The sequence below is a fragment of the Hymenobacter negativus genome (genome assembly GCF_017571495.1).
GTDB classification, from domain to species: domain Bacteria; phylum Bacteroidota; class Bacteroidia; order Cytophagales; family Hymenobacteraceae; genus Hymenobacter; species Hymenobacter negativus.
Map to the genome: position 1 here is coordinate 89,905 of NZ_JAGETZ010000006.1, position 17,239 is coordinate 107,143.

The window sequence follows — 17,239 nt, forward strand, 5'->3', positions numbered from 1 at the left end:
ATCGCTCTGTTTCTTCCAGATTTCAAGTCTCATCATATCACGAAGTGAAGCGCTTTTACAAGGATGGGTTACTTCGCTCCGCTCGCAATGACAACCAGCATCATGAACATTTCCATTGCCAGCCGCCTGGCTCACACCGGCGAATACTACTTTTCCCGCAAGCTACGCGAACTGGCGGCCCTCAATGCCGCCGGGGCCAATATCATCAGCCTGGGCATTGGCAGCCCGGATTTGCCGCCACACCCCAGCGTGATTGAGGCGCTAACCCAAGCTGCCGCCCAGCCCAATGCCCACGGCTACCAGAGCTACCAGGGCACGCCCACGTTGCGTGGGGCGATGGCCGGTTTCTACCAGCGGCACTACGGCGTGGCGCTGGACCCGGCCACCGAAATCCTGCCGCTGCTGGGCTCGAAAGAGGGCCTGATGCACATCGGCATGACGTTTCTGGAGGCCGGCGATGTTGTGCTCATCCCCAACCCCGGCTACCCGACGTACCGCGCCGTAGCCGAAATCTGCGGGGCCGAGGTGCGCGAATATGACCTGACGGAAGCCCAAGGCTGGCTGCCCGATTTGGAGGCGCTAGCTGAAACCGACCTTTCGCGGGTGAAACTGATGCTGGTGAACTACCCGCACATGCCCACCGGCACGGCCGCCGATTTGCCGTTCCTAACGCGCCTCGTGGCCTTCGCCAAAGCCCATGGGATTCTGCTGGTGCACGATAATCCCTACGGCTTCATTTTGAATGAAACGCCGCCTGTGAGCCTGCTGGCGGTGCCCGGTGCCCGCGAGGTAGCCATTGAGCTGAACTCGCTCAGCAAAAGCCATAACATGGCCGGCTGGCGGGTGGGTATGCTGGTCGGCCGAGCCGATATTCTGGCCGATGTGCTGCGCTTCAAGAGCAACATGGACTCGGGCATGTTTCTGCCGGTGCAGCAAGCAGCGATGGCGGCCCTGGCCCTCGGCGAAGACTGGTTTGCAGCATTGAACGCCACCTACCGCTCCCGCCGCGAGCTGGTGCTGGAGCTGCTGCGGGCCCTGGGCTGTGCCCCTGCGCCGGGCCAGACAGGCCTATTCATCTGGGCGGCGGTACCGGCCAGCTTCACCGATGGCTACGCGCTAAGCGATGCCGTGCTGGCCGAGGCGCGGGTGTTCCTCACGCCGGGCGGCATCTTCGGCAGCAATGGGCTCGGATACATTCGGGCCAGCCTGTGCCAGCCGGAAGCGTTGCTGCGTGAGGCCCTGGCGCGGGTTGAAAATTGGTGCCTGGTGCGTAGTGCTTAGTCGAATTGAAAACCTGAAACAATGGAAAAGCTCCCCATGCCTTCACCATCAACTGCCGGCAGTGAAACAATGCCAGGCACCAAGCACCAGGTACCAAGCACTAAAACCGTTGCCATCATCGGCCTTGGCCTCATTGGCGGCTCGCTGGCCCTCAGCTTGCGGCAGCGCGGGCTGGCGCAGCAGTTTGTAGGCGTAGAGCATAGCGCGGAGCACGCCCGCCGGGCGCTGGAGCTGGGCTTAGTCGATGCCATTGAAACGGACCTGACTGCCGCCGTGCGCTGGGCCGATTTGGTGGTGGTGGCCGTGCCCATGGACGCCATGCTCACGGTGCTGCCCGCCGTGCTCGATGCCGTTGAAAGCCATCAGGTCGTTTTCGACGTGGGCTCGACCAAGGGGGCGCTGCTGGCGGCTGTGGCTGGGCACCCGCGCCGAGGACGTTTCGTGGCGGTGCACCCCATGGCTGGCACCGAATACTCAGGGCCGGATGCAGCCATACAGGGCCTGTTCGATGGCAAAACCGTGGTGCTCTGCGACACGGAGCGGAGCGACGCCGACGCCGTGGCCACGGTTACCACCCTATTTCAGGCGCTGCCCATGCGGCTGCTGTATCTGGATGCGGCGGCGCACGACCTGCACACGGCCTATGTGTCGCACATTTCGCACATCACCTCGTTTGCCCTGGCACTCACGGTGCTGGAAAAGGAAAAGGAGGAGCAGCGCATCTTCGATTTGGCGGGCGGGGGGTTCGCCTCCACAGTGCGGCTGGCGAAAAGCTCGCCGGCAATGTGGGTGCCCATCTTTCGCCAAAACCGACTCAATGTGCTCGATGTGCTCGATGAGCATTTGCACCAACTCCAGCACCTGCGCGAGCTGCTGGCGCGGGAAGACTACGACGGCCTGACGGAGCAGATTCAGCAGGCTAATCACATCCGGAAAATCATTCCGTGATGGACTCATGCTTTTCAACACAACCATAAAGAACATCACGCGGAGCCGAGCCGCATCATCTTGCCGAGTAGGTAAATCAACTTTTGGCCAGTCTTGATTACTGCCGCATGCGAGGTAGGCTCGGCTCACTTTGACGTTCTGAGGACTAAAAATTCAAAATTCATATGACTCCCGAAACCCAAATGAAATCCGCCTTATTCAACCGCCAGCCCGACGACAAGCCTTTCCTCATTTCGGGCCCGTGCTCGGCCGAAACCGAGGAGCAAGTGCTCGAAACCTGCCAACGCCTGGCCGCTACTGGCAAGGTGCAGGCCTTGCGCGCCGGCATCTGGAAACCACGCACCAAACCCGGCATGTTCGAGGGCGTGGGCACCAAGGGGCTGCCGTGGCTCAAGAAAGCCAGTGAGCTAACCGGCCTGCCCATTGCCGTGGAAGTGGCCACGGCCAAGCACGTGGAAGACTGCCTGGCCTTCGGCGTCGACATTCTGTGGGTGGGCGCGCGCACGACCGGTAACCCGTTTTCGGTGCAGGAAATCGCCAACGTACTGCGCGGCGTGGATGTGCCGGTGCTAGTGAAAAATCCCATTCACCCTGAGCTGGAGTTGTGGGTGGGCGCGGTGGAGCGCCTGCAAAAAGCCGGTTTGAAGCAGGTAGGACTCATTCACCGGGGCTTCTCGAGCTATGGGAATACCGATTTTCGCAATGCGCCGATGTGGCACCTGCCCATCGAGATGAAGCGCCGGCTGCCCGAACTACCGCTGCTCTGCGACCCCAGCCACATTTGCGGACGGCGCGATACGCTGGCTGCGGTGGCCCAGCAGGCCCTCAACCTGGACTTCGATGGCACGATGATAGAAAGCCACATCGACCCGGACAATGCCTGGAGCGATGCCAAGCAGCAAATCACCCCCGAAGCGCTCCGCGACCTTATTGAGGGCTTGGTGTGGCGGCACGAGACCACCGACCAGCGCGAATTCCTCACGGCCCTGTCCGGGCTACGCGAGCAAATCAACCAGCTCGATGCCGAGATTATGCAGCTGTTGGGCCGCCGCATGGGCGTGGCTGAGAAAATCGGTCTCTACAAAAAGGAAAACGACATCACCATCCTCCAAACCAGCCGCTGGAACGAGGTACTGGAACGCGCCCAGCGCCAGGGTGCCACCGTGGGCCTCACCCACGACTTTGTGGAGCAATACCTGGCCGCCGTGCACCTGGAGTCCATCAACCGCCAGAATAAAGTGATGGAAGGGTAGAACGGTTGGGAAACAGCGTCATTGCAAGCGCAACGCGGCAACCGTTCTCCCAACGCGACCAACCTCGAGAAGTGACAAAGCCCCGGTGCTACGCAGTGCCGGGGCTTCGTTCCATTATGAGGTTAGGCGCTGAGAACAGGACGGATTGTCTCCGCTCAATTCGCGGAATGTCGTGCCTCCTCGCAATGACAAGGTCTTTCTGTGCAGTGCTGTTACTCCACTACCAGCCGGCGGGCAGATGCGGTGGTGCCAGCAGTTACGCGCATGGTGTAAATGCCAGGGGTGATGCCCGTTAGGTTGAACTCGTGGTGCAGGCCGGCGGTGGGCAGCTGCACGGTGGCAGTGCGTACGTTGCGCCCCAGTACATCAAGCAAAGCCATGGTCGTGGTGGTCGCGCCGGGCACGCCGGGTAGCTGCACACTGGTGGCGGCGTGGGCCGGATTGGGCGCCAGCTCGAACGACAGGCTGTTTTTGGCTGATGTGTTGGCCGTGATGGTGGGGTCGGTGAGGGAGGCTAGGAAGTTGGCTGCGCCGGGAATGGAGCTGGTCAGCGTCTGGGTGCCGAAGGTGGCTGTGCTCTGGAAGCTGCCGGCCACGTATAGCTTGGCCCCGGTCAGGGTCAGGCAGGCGGCGTCAGCATTGGTGCTGGTGGTGCCTCCGCGCTGGGCCCAGTTGGCCGTGGCCGTGAGGCCGTTATCGGTGAGGCTGGCAACCAGGGCGCTACCGCCGGTATTGGTGAATGCGGTGGTGCCAATAGTGAAGGCCCCGCTGGTGAAAGTGCCGGCCAGGTACACGCCACTGGTGCCGGAAGTGGTTAGCACGGTGGCCTGGTCGTTGGAGCTGCCGCCGGCCTGCTGGGCCCAGCGCCAGGTGGCGGTGCTGCCCGCGTCGGCCACGGCTGCTACAAAGGCATCGGAAGTACCACCTGCATCAGCGTTGGCAATGGTGAGGCTGCCCAGTGGCATGGTGGCCCCGGAGAAGCTGCCGGCCACGTACACCCGGCTGCCGCTCACGGCAATGGCGTTGCACACGTCGCGGCCCGTGCCACCGGCTTGCAGGGCCCATTGCCAAGTACTGCTGGTACCGGCATCGGCTATTTTGGCCACGTAAGCATTGGCAGTGCCGCCGGAGTTAGGAAGGGTAGTGCCGCCGAAGGAAACCGAAAGGCCGCCGAAGTAGCCCGTGGCGTACACGGTGGCACCGCTTACGGCGAGGGCATTGACGTACTTGGCTGCTGGGCCGGTGATAGGCCGGGCCCAGCTGACGCTGGTGTTCGTGCCGGCATCGACCAGCTTGGCTACGAAGCCATCGGCAAATGTGGGCGAGGAGGTGGAATTGGTGAGCGTGACGCTGCCGAAGCTGGCGCTGGGGCTGGCAAAATGACCACCCACGTACACGCTGCTTCCATTAGCTACCAAGGCAGTAGCAGCATCTTGGCCGGCGCCTCCCAACTGCTGGGCCCAGTTGAAGCTGGCGCTGGTGCCAGCATCGGTGAGCTTGGCTACGAAGCCATCGGTGCCCACGGTGGTGAAGCCGCCGGCATTGCTGATGTTCACGTTGCCGAAGCTGGCGGTGGGGCTGAAAAAGGTGCCAGCGATGTACACCTGGTTGCCACTGAGTGCCACGGCCGTTACTTGGTCGAGGTCGGTGCCGCCAAGGCGGTAGGCCCACACGAAGTCGTTGGCAACCGGGCTCCATTTGGCTATAAAGCCGTCGGTACCGCCGGTACTGAGCAGCTGAGTATTGCCAATGCTGACGTAGTTGGAAAAACTGCCGGCCACGTAAAGGTCGCCGCTGGCTGCAGTGGTTGTGGCTTTGATAACGACATTGGAGCTACTTCCCCCCACCACCATGGCCGACTGCCAGGCGGGCGTCTGGGCCTGACTTGTTGGCCTGGTCAGCACCAGTAGCCATACTAGCCCGCTGCACAGTAAGGAGGAAAAAGCTTTCATGAATAGAGGCGTTAAAAGCGCCATTACGTGGTGGAACTCAGTAAAGTTAGGCGCACACAGAAGTCCAAATGCAAGGCAAAGGGACTTATCTGCGAAAAACAATCTATTAACCCTAAATACTGCTATATGGCAAAGGTATTTGCTTTGCACCGTGCACCGAGTAGCAACATGGGCTAAGCAAGAAGCTGCCTCATTCCACTACTAGGCGCTGGTAACCAACGGTATTAGCGGCCCGCATCTGCACGGTATACAAGCCGGGAGCAAGGCCGCGCAAGTCCAACTCCTGGTGAAGACCGGCGGCAGTTAGTATGGCCGTGCGCAGGGTGCGGCCCAGGGCATCGGTCAGGGTGAGGGTGGCCGTGGGAGCGTCGGGTCGGGCGGGCAGCTGCACAGCGACGGCAGTGCGGGCGGGGTTAGGCGCGAGGGTGAAGGATAAGTTGCCTTGCGCGGCAGCGGTGGCGGTGAGGGTAGGGTTGGTGAGGGAGGCTAGGAAGGCAGTGGGGCCTGAAGCCGGGCCGGCAAGCGCCAGGGTACTGAAAGGAGCTGTGGGCCCAGTAAAGTAACCCCCGGTCAATACGGCTGCTCCTTACAGAAGCAATGCAATACCAGCGTCATCATCAGTACCGCCGGCGCGTTGGGCCCAGGCCACGCTGCCAGTACTGCCCGCATCGGTGAGCTTGACCAAGAAAACGTCGTTGCTGTTGCCACTAGCGTCGGCATTGGTGAGCGTGTTTGAGCCAAAGCTGGCGGTGGGACTTTTGAAGCCGCCCGCCACGTACAGACTAGTACCCGCTAGGGGCCGCAGGCGCGTCGATGCCGCTGCCGCCGACACGCTGAGCCCAGGCCACGCTACTGGCCGTGCCCGCATCGCGCCAGCGCAGTAGCTTGCGACATGATAAAGCCTCACCTGCTGCTTTCCCTGGCCCTGCTCAGCGCCTGTGCCGACGATGCCCGTCAGGAGAAAACGGCTTCCGCCCCGCCCGACCCCAAGGCCGTTGCCCGGCGGTCCCTGAACGATTTCCTGGCGGCCAGCGGCCCCCCGGTTCAGGTGTTTCAAGTGCCGGCGGACCGGGCGGCGCGGGTGCGGGGAGCAGCCGGTACCTCGGTATGGGTACCGGCCAATGCGTTTGCCACGGCCACTGGCAAGCCAGTGACCGGGCCCGTGGAGGTGGAGCTGCGCGAATACTACGACCTGGCCGATGCCTTGGTCCACGGGCTGGCCACCCAGGCGGGCCCCCGCCTGCTGGCCACGGGCGGCATGGTGCATCTGGCGGCGCGCACGGGCAGTGGCCAGCCCTGCCAGCTGCGACCGGGTGTGGCGCTGGCCGTGCTGTTTCCGGCGTTTCGGCCCGAGCCGGGCATGCGTCTATTTGCTGGTCAGGAGCTGGCTGGCCGTGGCCCCGTCCAATGGCAGCCGCTGCCGCCCGTGCGCGCTACCACGGTGCCGCCGCTGGTACTGGCACAGCCCCGGTTTGATTTTATCTACGTAGAGGGCATGGAGCCCGGTGCAGTGTCAGCCGTTGCCCCACTGCGTGGTGCCCCGGAAGCCTACCGCTGGCGTACCGCCTGCCTCAGCGACCTGGAGGCTGGGAGCGAAGGTGCCACCTATGCGGCCGTACCGCGTCGGCAAGGGCCCCGCGCCACGCAAGCCGACAGCCTGGCGGAGGTAAGCGGTTATCTGTTTGCCACCACGCAGCTGAGCTGGATTAACTGCGACCGATTCCTTGACCGGCCCGCTGCCACCCTGCTCGACTACGCCGTATCCACCGACAGCGAGCCCGTAGAAATCAGCCTGGTGTTCAAAGATTTTCGAGGGCTGCTGCACGGCGAAGCGCACGGCCGCCAAGTCGTATTTGCCAACGTGCCCACCAACGAGCCAGCCACGCTGGTGGCGGTGCGCTGGGTGAAGGGCCAAATCGAGCTGGCCACCCGCCCCGTGAAACTTAGCGCCCGTCCCGAGCCAGCGCTGGTATTTCACCCGGTGACGCGAGCAGAGCTGCTGGCCGAGTTTCACCAGCTCGACCCCCAGCACCGCTGGGAACCCCCCGTTTCGATGCCAAATCTGCGGTACCCCTGCGGCGGAATTTAAAAGGGCATAGGGATGCGGACTGGCCCCTCGGGTACGGCCCCTATGCGGCTCTCGTTCGATACGCTGCAACTTGGTTACTCAGCGTGACTTACTCCACCACCAGGCGCTGGGTGCTGGTGGTGCTGCCGGCCCGCACCTGCACGGCGTAGAGGCCGGGAGCCAGGCCGCTGAGGTCCAGCGGGTGGCGCAGGCCAGCGGCGGGCAGGGCCACGGTTGTGGTGTGCAGGGTGCGGCCCAGGGCATCGGTCAGGGTGAGAGTGGCGGTGGGAGCGCCAGGCATGGCGGGCAGCGTGAGAGTGGTGGCGGCGCGGGCGGGGTTGGGGGCCAGAGTGAAGGGCAAAGAACCTTGCGCGGCCGTGGTGGCGATCAGGGTGGGGTCGGTGAGGGAGGCAAGGAAGGCGACTCGATAAAGATTAGGGCTGTTAACGGTTATGCTACTAAAGCTGGCGGGCGAGGCAACGGTACCGCCCACGTAAATAGTAGCTCCACTGACAGCCAAAGCATATGCCTCATCAGCGATGGAACTCCCTGCCTGCTGAACCCAAGCAAAATTGCCGGAAGTGCCTGTATCTAGCAGCTTGGCCGTGAATATGTCATGACTGGGATTGAGAGTGCCACTTGCATTAGTTAGCATGGTGCTTCCAAAAAGTGCTGTAGGACCCCCAAATCCCCCCGTTAGATACAAGCTAGAGCCGTGTACTGCCATGGCATAAACCTGGTCATTAAGAGGACCGCCAGCTTGTTGAGTCCAGCTAAAATTGCTGGTGCTCCCACTGTCAATTATTTTGGTTACAAACGCATCATAGGTAACGCTGTTGCCGGTGTTGGTCACAGTAGTATTGCCAAAAGTGGCACTGGTACCAGAAAATTCGCCCACAACATACACGTTGGCGCCATTAACGGCAATATCAAAAGCCTCGTCCCAACCCGTGCCACCGGCTTGTTTTGTCCACGTAAAGCTGCTAGTAGTGCCCGCATCGGTAAGCTTGGTAATGAACACATCATAATAGCTGCCAATGCTATTTAAGATGCTACTGCCAAAATCAGCCAAGGCACTGGAAAAAGTGCCTGTCACATAGATGCTGGTGCCATTAATAGCCACCGCATTCAGGCGCTCGAAGGAAGGGCCACCGGCGCGTTGAACCCATGAAAAGCTGCCATTGGGGCCTGCGTCTACAAGCTTGGCAACGAAGGCATCGTTCCGCCCGGCACTCGTCAGCACGACGCTGCCAAAATTGGCCGTATCGCTGAACGAACCAACCACGTAAATGCTGGCTCCATTAACGGCTATCCCTGTGGCACCATCATCATAAGGGCCGCCCGCCCGTAGGCTCCATATAAAATTTGCGCTGGTGCCTGCGTCCGTTAGTTTGGTCACGAACATATCCCCGACAGGAGTGGTAGTAGCATTTGCATTAGTGAGTATACTGCTTCCAAAATCGGCGGTGTTACTGGCAAACGTACCGGCCACGTAAATATCGGTGCCGTTTATGGCTACTGCCTCGGCATAATCGAGAGAATTACCGCCCGCTCGTTTAGCCCATACAAAACCGGTAATCGGGCTCCATTTTGCGATAAAAATATCCGTGTCGCCACCACTGCATACCAACGTTATGCTATCGAAGTGTACAGTGCCCCCAAAATCGCCGACCAAGTACACATTGCCACTGGCGTCAGTAACTGTGGCTTTGATAGTAGAGTAATCGCCACGATTCTGGTTCGCCGCTATCACGGTTTGCCACGCTGGGGCCTGGGCCCGCGCCGCCGGCCCCGCTAGCCACAGGTGAATCAATAGCGCCGCCAAAGTGCAGCCGCGCATCCACGAGAAGAAGTGCTTCATGAATAAAAAGGAAGTAAAGGCTCACCATTGGTAGAAGGCTGGGGTAAATACAGCGGCATAAGAAAGCCCCGATGCACCGGCACCGGGGCTTTCTTTCTAACTGGTTAGCAAGCGGTGTGGGGGCGCGAACCAAACGTTCGCGCTGCTACCAAATCACGGCCCTATCGGCCGGCTTGCGAATCATCTTGCTCCCCTCCGGGCAGCCGAAGGCCTGCTGAAACTGCGGCATGTTCATGAGGGGCCCGATGGTGCGGTACTGGCCGGGCGAGTGCGGGTCGGTGGCAATTTGCTGGCGCAGGGCTTCGGGGCGGATGTTGGTGCGGCGCAGCTGGGCCCAGCTCAGGAAGTAGCGCTGCTCGGGCGTGAAGCCGTCGTACTTCGGGCGCGGGCCGTTGCCGTAGCGTTGCTGGAGCTGCTTTTCCAGCGCCCCATACACCACGGTAAGGCCGGCAAAATCGGCCAGGTTTTCGCCCATCGTGAGTTGGCCGTTCACGTGCACCGAGTCGAGGGGGGAGAAGGCGTCGTACTGGCGGCCCACCACGGCGGCGCGCTTCGTGAATTCGGCCCCGTCGGCCGGCGTCCACCAGTCGCGCAGGTTGCCTTCCGAGTCGTACTGCCGGCCCTGGTCGTCGAAGCCATGCGTCATCTCGTGGCCCATTACCCCGCCAATGGCCCCGTAGTTGATGGCGTCGTCGGCCTTGGGGTCGAAGAACGGCGGCTGCAGGTAGCCGGCCGGAAACACGATTTCATTCATCGGCGGGTTGTAATAAGCATTGATGGTGGGCGGCGTCATGCCCCACTCGTTGCGGTCGATGGGCCCGCCGAACTTGGCCGCCTCGCGCCGGCTCTCCCACAGGCGGGCCGCCAGCACGTTCTTCGCGTAGCTTTCCCGCGAAATGGGCAGGGCCGAATAGTCCTTCCACACGTCGGGGTAGCCGATTTTCACGCGCAGGGCGTTCAGCTTTTTCAGGGCTTCGGCCTTGGTGGGCGCGCTCATCCAGGTATTCGTCTGGATGTGCTCGGCCATGCTGGCTTTGATGTTGCCCACCATTTCTAAGGCCTTGGCCTTGGCTTCGGGGCTGAATGCCTGGTCCACGTAGAGCTGGCCAAATGCCTCCCCGAGGTAGCTGTCCGTCGCGGCCTGGATGCGTTTCCAGCGTGGGGCCTGCTGCTTGGCCCCGGTCAGGGCCTGGCTGTATTTAAAAGCCGCTTCGGCGTAGGGCGTGGGCAGCGTGCTGGCCACCGAGCGCACCAGGTGCCAGCGCAGGTATACCTTCAGGTCGGGCAGGCTTTCGGTTTTCAGCAACGCATTCACCTCATCAAAAAACGCCGGCTGGCCAATGATGACCTCCTGCGCCTTGCCTAACTGCATGCCCGCTAGCAAGCCTTTGGGGTCGAGCACGGGGTAGCGCTGCTGGGCGGCGGCCACGGTCATCTTGTTGTAGTTGGCCTGTGGGTCGCGCAGCTCCACCGGCGTGCGCGAGGCCTTGGCCAGCCGCGTTTCGATGCGCTCCACGGTGGCCGCGTCGAGCTGGGCCACGGTCGGGGCCGTGCCCAACAAACCAAACACCTGCGTCATGTAAGCGCGGTAGGCTGCTTTCACCTTCTCGGTGCGGGCATCAGTCTTGAAGTAGAACTCGCGGTTGGGCAGCGTGATGCCGCCCTGGTATAGCTGCACGGCATATTGGGTGGTCTTTTTCTCGTCCACGTCCACGCCCGCGTTGAAAAACACGTTGGCCCCCAGCTCTTGCAAGCGCACAATTTCCGTGCGCAGGTTAGCCAGGCTGCGAATGTTGGCCACGCGGTCCAGCTCCGGTTTCAGCGGCGCAATGCCGGCCCGGTCGATGGCTACCGTGTCCATGGCGCTGGCGTAGAAGTCGCCCACCTTCTGGGCATTGCTGCCGGGCGCGGCGTTGCGGTTAGCCGCCGCGTCTTCCAGAATCTTGCGCAGCAAATCCTGGGTGCGGTTACCCAGCAGGTTGCGCGGGCCCCAGCTGCTGGCGTAGCTCGGCACCGGATTATTTTTCAGCCAGTTGCCGCCCGAAAATTGGAAGAAGTCGTCGCAGGGGTTTACCGAGCGGTCAAGGTCGGCCATGTCGAGGCCCACGCCTTTGGGGTCGGGTGCGGTGGCGGCAACGGGCGCAGCCGAGGCGGTGGTGCTGGCATTGGTAGGGGCGGTGGGTTTGGTGCTGGTGCAGCCGGCCAGGGCCAGCGCCGTCAGCAGGCCGAGATGAGGAACAGATTTCTTCATAGGAGTAAGGGTTTCAAGCGCAAAGTAGCGCCAAAGACTCCCGCCGCACCCAATAATTGCATGGGGACGGAATTATGAAAAGGCCCTACCGCAGCCCCAGCCGCTCGCGCATCTGCTGATAGAGCTTTTCGCCGTCGCTGGGGTGGTAGGCGCTGGCTTCCACCAGCTGCCCGTTCTTATCAAACAGCATGTAAGTAGGCAGGTAGGGAATCACCTTCTTCAGCGACTCCTGCACGGCCTCCGAGGCCAAATAGTGGGAGCCGCGCAGGCCATTTTTGGCCGCCAGCGCCGCCCACTTCTCCCGGGAACCCGCTTTGTCGACCGAGATGTAAAGCACCTCAACCCCGTTTTTGCTGGCAAACTCGTGCAGGCCCGGCTCATACTTGAACTCCGCAATGCACGGCCCGCACCACGAGGCCCAGAAATCGACGAACACCGGCCGACCAGGAAACTGCTGCCGCACCAGCGCTGCCAGCGTCCGTACCGTATCCAGGCCCGGCGCGGGGGCGAAGGCCAGGACGTGTGCCCCCGCTGCCAGAGTGCCGAAAGTCTGATTCTGGCCCGTGCTGGCCGCGGCTGGGGCGGGTGCCTTGGGCAGGGCTTTGGCGATGATGGGCACGTACGGACTGGCCGGAAACAGCCGTCGGTAATCGGCCGCCACCCTGGCAAAATCGGCCGCGCTCATGGCATTGAAGGCCAGCGCGGTCAGTAACACGTCGCCCATAGCTCGGCTCTGTGCAGCGGCGGGCAGGTAGTCAAAAACGTTCATGCCCGAGTTCACCGGTGCAAACTGCGGAGCGTAGCCGGCCCAAATGCGGGCCGTGGGCGCGGGGCTGGGCAGCACGCCTTGCTCGCGCAGCACCGCCGCGTTGAAGAGGTTGCCCAGGGCACTGTAGCGGTAGCGGGGTAGGGCGGGGTCGTAGCGGGTGAAGAGGGCCACGGCCACCTTCCGGGCGTCGGCGTCGGGCATCTGCAGATGTAGGTTGGCCTTGGCGGGGTCCCGGAAATGCACCGCCAGCGCATTGCCCAGCCAGAACAGCACGCGCTGCTCCACCTCGGCCGCCAGCGCGTCGTGGCACCGCTGGCTGATGCTGTGCGCCTTCAGCGCGGCCGCGAGTAGGGCCTTGGGCGTGGCCATTTCGGCTTCAAGAGCCGCCAGCCCGGCCGCGGCTGTGGGAGCGGCGGCCATCACCCGCGTCAGGCGCTGGCCATCAGCGGGGCCGCCATTCAGGAGTTTGCCCTGCTCCATGAAGTTGTTGCCCGCCGCATTGGTACCACCGAAAACCACTGTGGGGGGGGCGCTGCCGGTGCCGGGCGTCAGGGTGAAGGTGATGCGGGCGCCGGGCTCCACAAACGACAGGTTGTGCGCTATGTATTTGCCATCGTAGCGCACAAAGCCTGTTTCCGCGTGCCGCAGCTGGTAGCTGAAGCGCCCGTCGCGTACCACGGTCTCATTGGGCACATCGGTGAAAAAGTAGTTCAGCGCCACGCCCGGCATGGGCTCAAAAACGCTAATAATGGTCGAGTCCGGCACGCCGGTAAACTGACCCGAGATGGTGATATGGGTGGACGGGGCCACGTTTTTTTGGGCATACAGCGGCCCAGGGACGGCGGCTAGCGCCGCCCCAAGCAGGGAAATCCGGAAGTTCATGGGTTGGAAAAAGCCGCTACTTCAAGTAGCTGGTATAAGAATCCGAAATAAACTGTCCCTGGCCATCGAACAGCAGGTAGCCGGGCCGCCGGCCAATTGCCACCTCGGCCTGATAGCGGGACGGGCTGCCATCTGCCGCTTTCACTTCTGCCACGCCCAGCAGCCGCGCCCCCGGGTAGCGCTGCGTGATGTATGCCAGCGCGGGTGCAGCTAAGTAAGGCACACTTGGGGCCGGTGGCAGCACTACGGGCGCCGCCACAATGCCCATTTTTTCGTTGAAAGCCAACACTTCCGGCGTGTTTTGCTTTTGCTTGGTCGTGACAACGACAATGCCCCTGGCTCCGGCTTCACCGGCCAGCCGGCGCGCTTGCTCGCCCTTGAACACATTCACACTAGCAATGTCCTTGGGGTCGACGCCGTTGATGGCATCGGTCGTCACGTTGCCATCTACATAGTATACCGGTTGCGGGCCGCTGATTTTGCTTACGAGCCGGCCGCCTTGCGTAGGTGCAGGATTAGCAGCGTCAGTCCTGGCCACGAGCGGTTTAGAAGAATGTGTCTTACGCACCGGCCCCGTCCGGTGTGAAACCGCAGGCACCGCTTGAGCTTCTGCTGCCGGGGCCGGCGGGGCTGGCGTAGCACGAGCAGTTTCGGCGAGAACCGGCACTGGTGCTACTGGTTCAACCACCTGTGCCCGCGCTGCCGAAAAGCCCAGCGCCACGGCCAGCACCAGCGGCCCGGCTACGAAATAGCGGGCTAGCTGTCCACTTGAAGAAAATGGTTTATTCATCATAGCAATGCGGTTTTTAAGGGTTGGAAAGGTGAAATGGGAAACCAGGGAAAGGCCGTTCGCTGCATGGCTGAGGCGGAGCAGGCTGTATTGATAAGCGCGGCGGTCAAGGCCTGCTTCGAGCACGGCGTGGTCGGCCAGGTATTCGAGGTTGTCGAGCAGGGCGCGGCGCAGCAGCCACGCCGCGGGGTTGCACCAGGCCGCCGCCAGCGCCAGTTGGGTCAGCAGCACGTCCACGGTATGCCATTGGCGCACGTGCACCAATTCGTGCCGTAGCACGGCGGCCAGCTCGGGGCCGGGGTGCTGCGCCGGGTTCAGGTAAATGCTTTGTCCAAAGGAAAACGGGCTTATTTCGCCCGGCAGCACCCGCACCGCCTGCCCTTGCACCACGGCCGGCCGGGAAGCCCGTCGCAGCCGCGCCAGCGATACCAGTTGCATCAGCAGTCGTCCCAGCAATGCCACCACGCCTGCGCCGTATAAGGCCACCCCCACAGCTGCCCAATCAACAGCTGGCGCCCCAGCCGCCGGCAAAGCGACCGCAACTCCTGCATTTCCCACCACAGGCAAAAGCATGGCGGGAGCGGCCTCGGCCGGCAGCAGCGCGGGCACTGGCAGGGCCGGGTATACAGCCGCAAACAGTAGCGCAAACAAAAGGTAAACCCGGTTCAGGGTAAAAAACGTGAGCCGGCGCAACAGCCCGAAATAAGCCACCGCAAACAGCAGCAGCGCGGCATTGGCCTTCAGCAAATAGAGCAGAACAGACAGCATGGCTACTCCTCCTTCTTGCTCTCGATGAGCTTGATAATCTCCTGCAAATCCTCGGCGCTCACCTTGTTTTCCTGCGCGAAAAACGAAACCAAGTCCTTATAAGAGTTCTGGAAATGCTGCTTCACCAGCGTGCCCAGTGAGCGGCGCTGGTAGTCGTCGGCCGTCACCACGGGCACAAAGCGGTAAGAATTGCCCAGCTTTTCGGCACGCACGTAGCCCTTGCGTTCCAGGTTTCGCAGGGTGCTAGCCAGGGTAGTGTAGGGCGGGCGCGGGGCGGGTAGCGCATCCAACACATCTTTGACAAAGCCCCCGGCAGGCAGCGGCCAGAGTACGCGCAGGGCATCTTCTTCGGGTTGGGTGAGGCGTTCCATTTGGTTGAAGCAGTAGGATTACGAATGCGTCGTAAATCTACGATAATTTCGTAATTGCGATTAGAGTGGTACCTAACAATTTTTAGAAGGAACGCAAAAAGGCCATTCCCGCTACAGGAATGGCCTTTTGCTGTTAATAAATTATTGGTCCTCCGGGTCATGTTAAGCGGAGCCAAAGCATGACACAGGGGATTGTTATCCAAGCGCCTTGTCAGCGCACCTTATCCGTTTGCTGAATCTGAAGCCAGCGGATGGCCGCGCCCTCATCGCCAAAAAAGGAGGTGGCAAAGGGCTTGTCGTTATAGGCTTCGGCGGGCACGTAGCCGGGCTGCTTAACGATGGACTCGTGCAGAGCCGGCCCCACCAGGTAGGCAATAAACAGGCGCCCACCCAACCGCTGGGCCATGTCCGGGAAAAAGACATTGAGCAGCCAGCGAGTGGTTTGGGGGTCATTCAGGGTGCGGCGGCGGATGTCTTGCAGCCAGAACCGGCACCGTGAGCGTAAGGCTTCTTTCTCCACTTGTTGGTACACGGCGGGCAGCTCGTCGGGGGCAGGTTGGTAGCCCCAGCGTCCAACCATGATGTCGAGGTCGGGGCGGTGGGCCAGGTGAAGTAAGGGGCTGGTCGTATCCAGATTCATAGCGGTGGAAGGGCGATGAACGGGCAAATTAAGGACATTTGCTCATCGGCCTGGCAATACCTTACTTCCATTAGTGCGCCGGCAGCGCTTCGGTTTCGGCGGGCTGGAACGCCACGGGCGGGTATTTGCGTAGCGAGCGCACCGCCAGCGCCACGCTGCCCAGGGCCAGCAAGGCGCCCACAATAAAAGGAGCCCCCGGGAAGTAAACCGGTGCGCCCTTGCGGGTAAATTCCCCGAATAAATAGCTCATCAGCACCGGCCCCACCACGCCCGTCACGCTGATAAGGCTAGTAAGTGCGCCCTGTAGCTCGCCCTGCTCAGTGGCCGGCACCTGGCCCGAAATGGTGCTTTGCAGCGCCGGTCCCGAAATGCCACCCAGGCAGTACGGCGCCAGAAAGGCCAGCATCATCCAGCCCTGCGAGGCAAATGCAAACAGCACAAACCCCACCGTATAGCACAGCAGCCCAATCACAATGGCCCGCGCCGCGCCCAGCTTTGGGATGGCAATGCGCACCAGGCCGCCCTGCACCAGTCCCGAAAACAGCCCGATAACGGCCAGCGAAATGCCCACCAGCCGCTCGGTCCAGCCAAATTTGAGCATGGTGTAAAACGTCCAAATCGACTGCGTGGCCGAGCCTGCCAGGTACAGCAGCACCAACGCCGCCACCAGTCCCAACGTGGCCGGGTACTTGCCCAGGCGCAGCAGCGACGCCACCGGGTTGGCGCGCCGCCACTCAAACGGCCGGCGCTTATCCAGAGCCAGCGACTCCGGCAGCACAAAGAAGCCGTACAGCACATTGCACAAGCTCAGCGCTGCCGCCGCCATAAACGGTACCCGTGGCCCAAAATCAGCTAGCAGTCCACCCAAAGCCGGCCCCACGATGAAGCCAATGCCAAATGCTGCCCCCACCAGCCCAAAGTTCTGAGCCCGCTTCTCGGGCGTGCTGATGTCGGCGATGTAGGCCGTGGCCGTGGTGAAGCTGGCCCCTGTGATGCCCGCAAGCACGCGCCCCACAAACAGCCAGGCCAGCGTGGGTGCAAAGCTTACAAACACATAATCAATCCCCAGGCCAAACAGCGCGGCCAGCAGCACCGGCCGCCGCCCCAACTTGTCGCTGAGCCCGCCCATTACCGGCGCAAAGCAAAACTGCGCGCTGGCGTAGGCAAAGGTGAGCCAGCCGGAGTATATCGAAGCCCGGCTCAACCCCTCGCCCGTGAGCTGCTCAATGAGCTTAGGCACCACTGGAATAATAATGCCCAGCCCGATAACATCAATCAGAATGGTGACGAAGATGAAGCCGAGGGCCGGGGAGCGTTTGGGTGTCATTTCGAACTGAATAAAAGCGATATATTTTAGCAAATATTGCTAAATAAAATGGCTTTTTGGTGCGCTCGACACGTATAA

14 protein-coding genes are annotated in these 17,239 nt (G+C 61.8%); 4 read left to right on the forward strand and 10 right to left on the reverse strand.

Going from position 1 to position 17,239, the window contains the following annotated elements; genetic code table 11:
* Window positions 1-87 precede the first annotated feature (87 nt).
* The 3 genes from J4E00_RS14480 (at window position 88) to J4E00_RS14490 (ending at window position 3,482) form a co-directional block, all read left to right on the forward strand.
* The gene (locus J4E00_RS14480; RefSeq protein WP_236049793.1) at window positions 88-1,281 is read left to right on the forward strand and encodes a pyridoxal phosphate-dependent aminotransferase; all 1,194 of its coding nucleotides are present in this window, start codon (window positions 88-90) and stop codon (window positions 1,279-1,281) included.
* 21 nt (window positions 1,282-1,302) lie between these two features.
* Complete coding sequence (locus J4E00_RS14485) at window positions 1,303-2,229, forward strand: prephenate dehydrogenase (protein ID WP_236049795.1); 927 nt, start codon at window positions 1,303-1,305, stop codon at window positions 2,227-2,229.
* 182 nt (window positions 2,230-2,411) lie between these two features.
* Window positions 2,412-3,482, forward strand: coding sequence for a chorismate mutase (locus J4E00_RS14490; protein ID WP_236049797.1), 1,071 nt, complete (start codon window positions 2,412-2,414; stop codon window positions 3,480-3,482).
* Between the two features lie 212 nt (window positions 3,483-3,694).
* Here J4E00_RS14490 and J4E00_RS14495 read toward each other — a convergent pair whose 3' ends face one another.
* The 3 genes from J4E00_RS14495 to J4E00_RS14505 form a co-directional block, all read right to left on the reverse strand.
* A complete protein-coding gene (locus tag J4E00_RS14495) occupies window positions 3,695-5,434 on the reverse strand; it encodes a T9SS type A sorting domain-containing protein (protein WP_208175896.1) in 1,740 nt (579 codons plus the stop codon).
* 190 nt (window positions 5,435-5,624) lie between these two features.
* Window positions 5,625-6,008 carry a T9SS type A sorting domain-containing protein gene (locus J4E00_RS14500; RefSeq protein ID WP_208175897.1) on the reverse strand — a complete coding sequence of 128 codons (384 nt, stop codon included), beginning with the start codon at window positions 6,006-6,008 and terminating at the stop codon, window positions 5,625-5,627.
* Between the two features lie 12 nt (window positions 6,009-6,020).
* Entirely contained in the window at window positions 6,021-6,302 is a 282-nt protein-coding gene (locus tag J4E00_RS14505) for a hypothetical protein (RefSeq protein ID WP_208175898.1), read from the reverse strand.
* Window positions 6,303-6,326: 24 nt separating this feature from the next.
* Here J4E00_RS14505 and J4E00_RS14510 point away from each other — a divergent pair, with 24 nt between their 5' ends.
* Window positions 6,327-7,523: a hypothetical protein gene (locus J4E00_RS14510; RefSeq protein ID WP_208175899.1), complete on the forward strand. Its 1,197-nt coding sequence runs from the start codon at window positions 6,327-6,329 to the stop codon at window positions 7,521-7,523.
* Between the two features lie 88 nt (window positions 7,524-7,611).
* Here J4E00_RS14510 and J4E00_RS14515 read toward each other — a convergent pair whose 3' ends face one another.
* From J4E00_RS14515 to J4E00_RS14545, 7 genes are all read right to left on the reverse strand, one after another.
* A complete protein-coding gene (locus tag J4E00_RS14515) occupies window positions 7,612-9,363 on the reverse strand; it encodes a T9SS type A sorting domain-containing protein (RefSeq protein ID WP_208175900.1) in 1,752 nt (583 codons plus the stop codon).
* A 145-nt stretch (window positions 9,364-9,508) separates the two neighbouring features.
* On the reverse strand, window positions 9,509-11,614 hold the full coding sequence (locus J4E00_RS14520) for a M13 family metallopeptidase (RefSeq protein WP_208175901.1): 2,106 nt from the start codon (window positions 11,612-11,614) through the stop codon (window positions 9,509-9,511).
* A gap of 85 nt (window positions 11,615-11,699) precedes the next feature.
* On the reverse strand, window positions 11,700-13,265 hold the full coding sequence (locus tag J4E00_RS14525; protein WP_208175902.1) for a TlpA family protein disulfide reductase: 1,566 nt from the start codon (window positions 13,263-13,265) through the stop codon (window positions 11,700-11,702).
* 16 nt (window positions 13,266-13,281) lie between these two features.
* Complete coding sequence (locus J4E00_RS14530; protein WP_208175903.1) at window positions 13,282-14,823, reverse strand: M56 family metallopeptidase; 1,542 nt, start codon at window positions 14,821-14,823, stop codon at window positions 13,282-13,284.
* A 2-nt stretch (window positions 14,824-14,825) separates the two neighbouring features.
* The gene (locus tag J4E00_RS14535) at window positions 14,826-15,194 is read right to left on the reverse strand and encodes a BlaI/MecI/CopY family transcriptional regulator (protein WP_208175904.1); all 369 of its coding nucleotides are present in this window, start codon (window positions 15,192-15,194) and stop codon (window positions 14,826-14,828) included.
* A gap of 211 nt (window positions 15,195-15,405) precedes the next feature.
* Entirely contained in the window at window positions 15,406-15,834 is a 429-nt protein-coding gene (locus J4E00_RS14540; protein WP_208175905.1) for a hypothetical protein, read from the reverse strand.
* Window positions 15,835-15,904: 70 nt separating this feature from the next.
* Window positions 15,905-17,161: a TCR/Tet family MFS transporter gene (locus tag J4E00_RS14545; protein WP_208175906.1), complete on the reverse strand. Its 1,257-nt coding sequence runs from the start codon at window positions 17,159-17,161 to the stop codon at window positions 15,905-15,907.
* Between the last annotated feature and the right edge of the window lie 78 nt (window positions 17,162-17,239).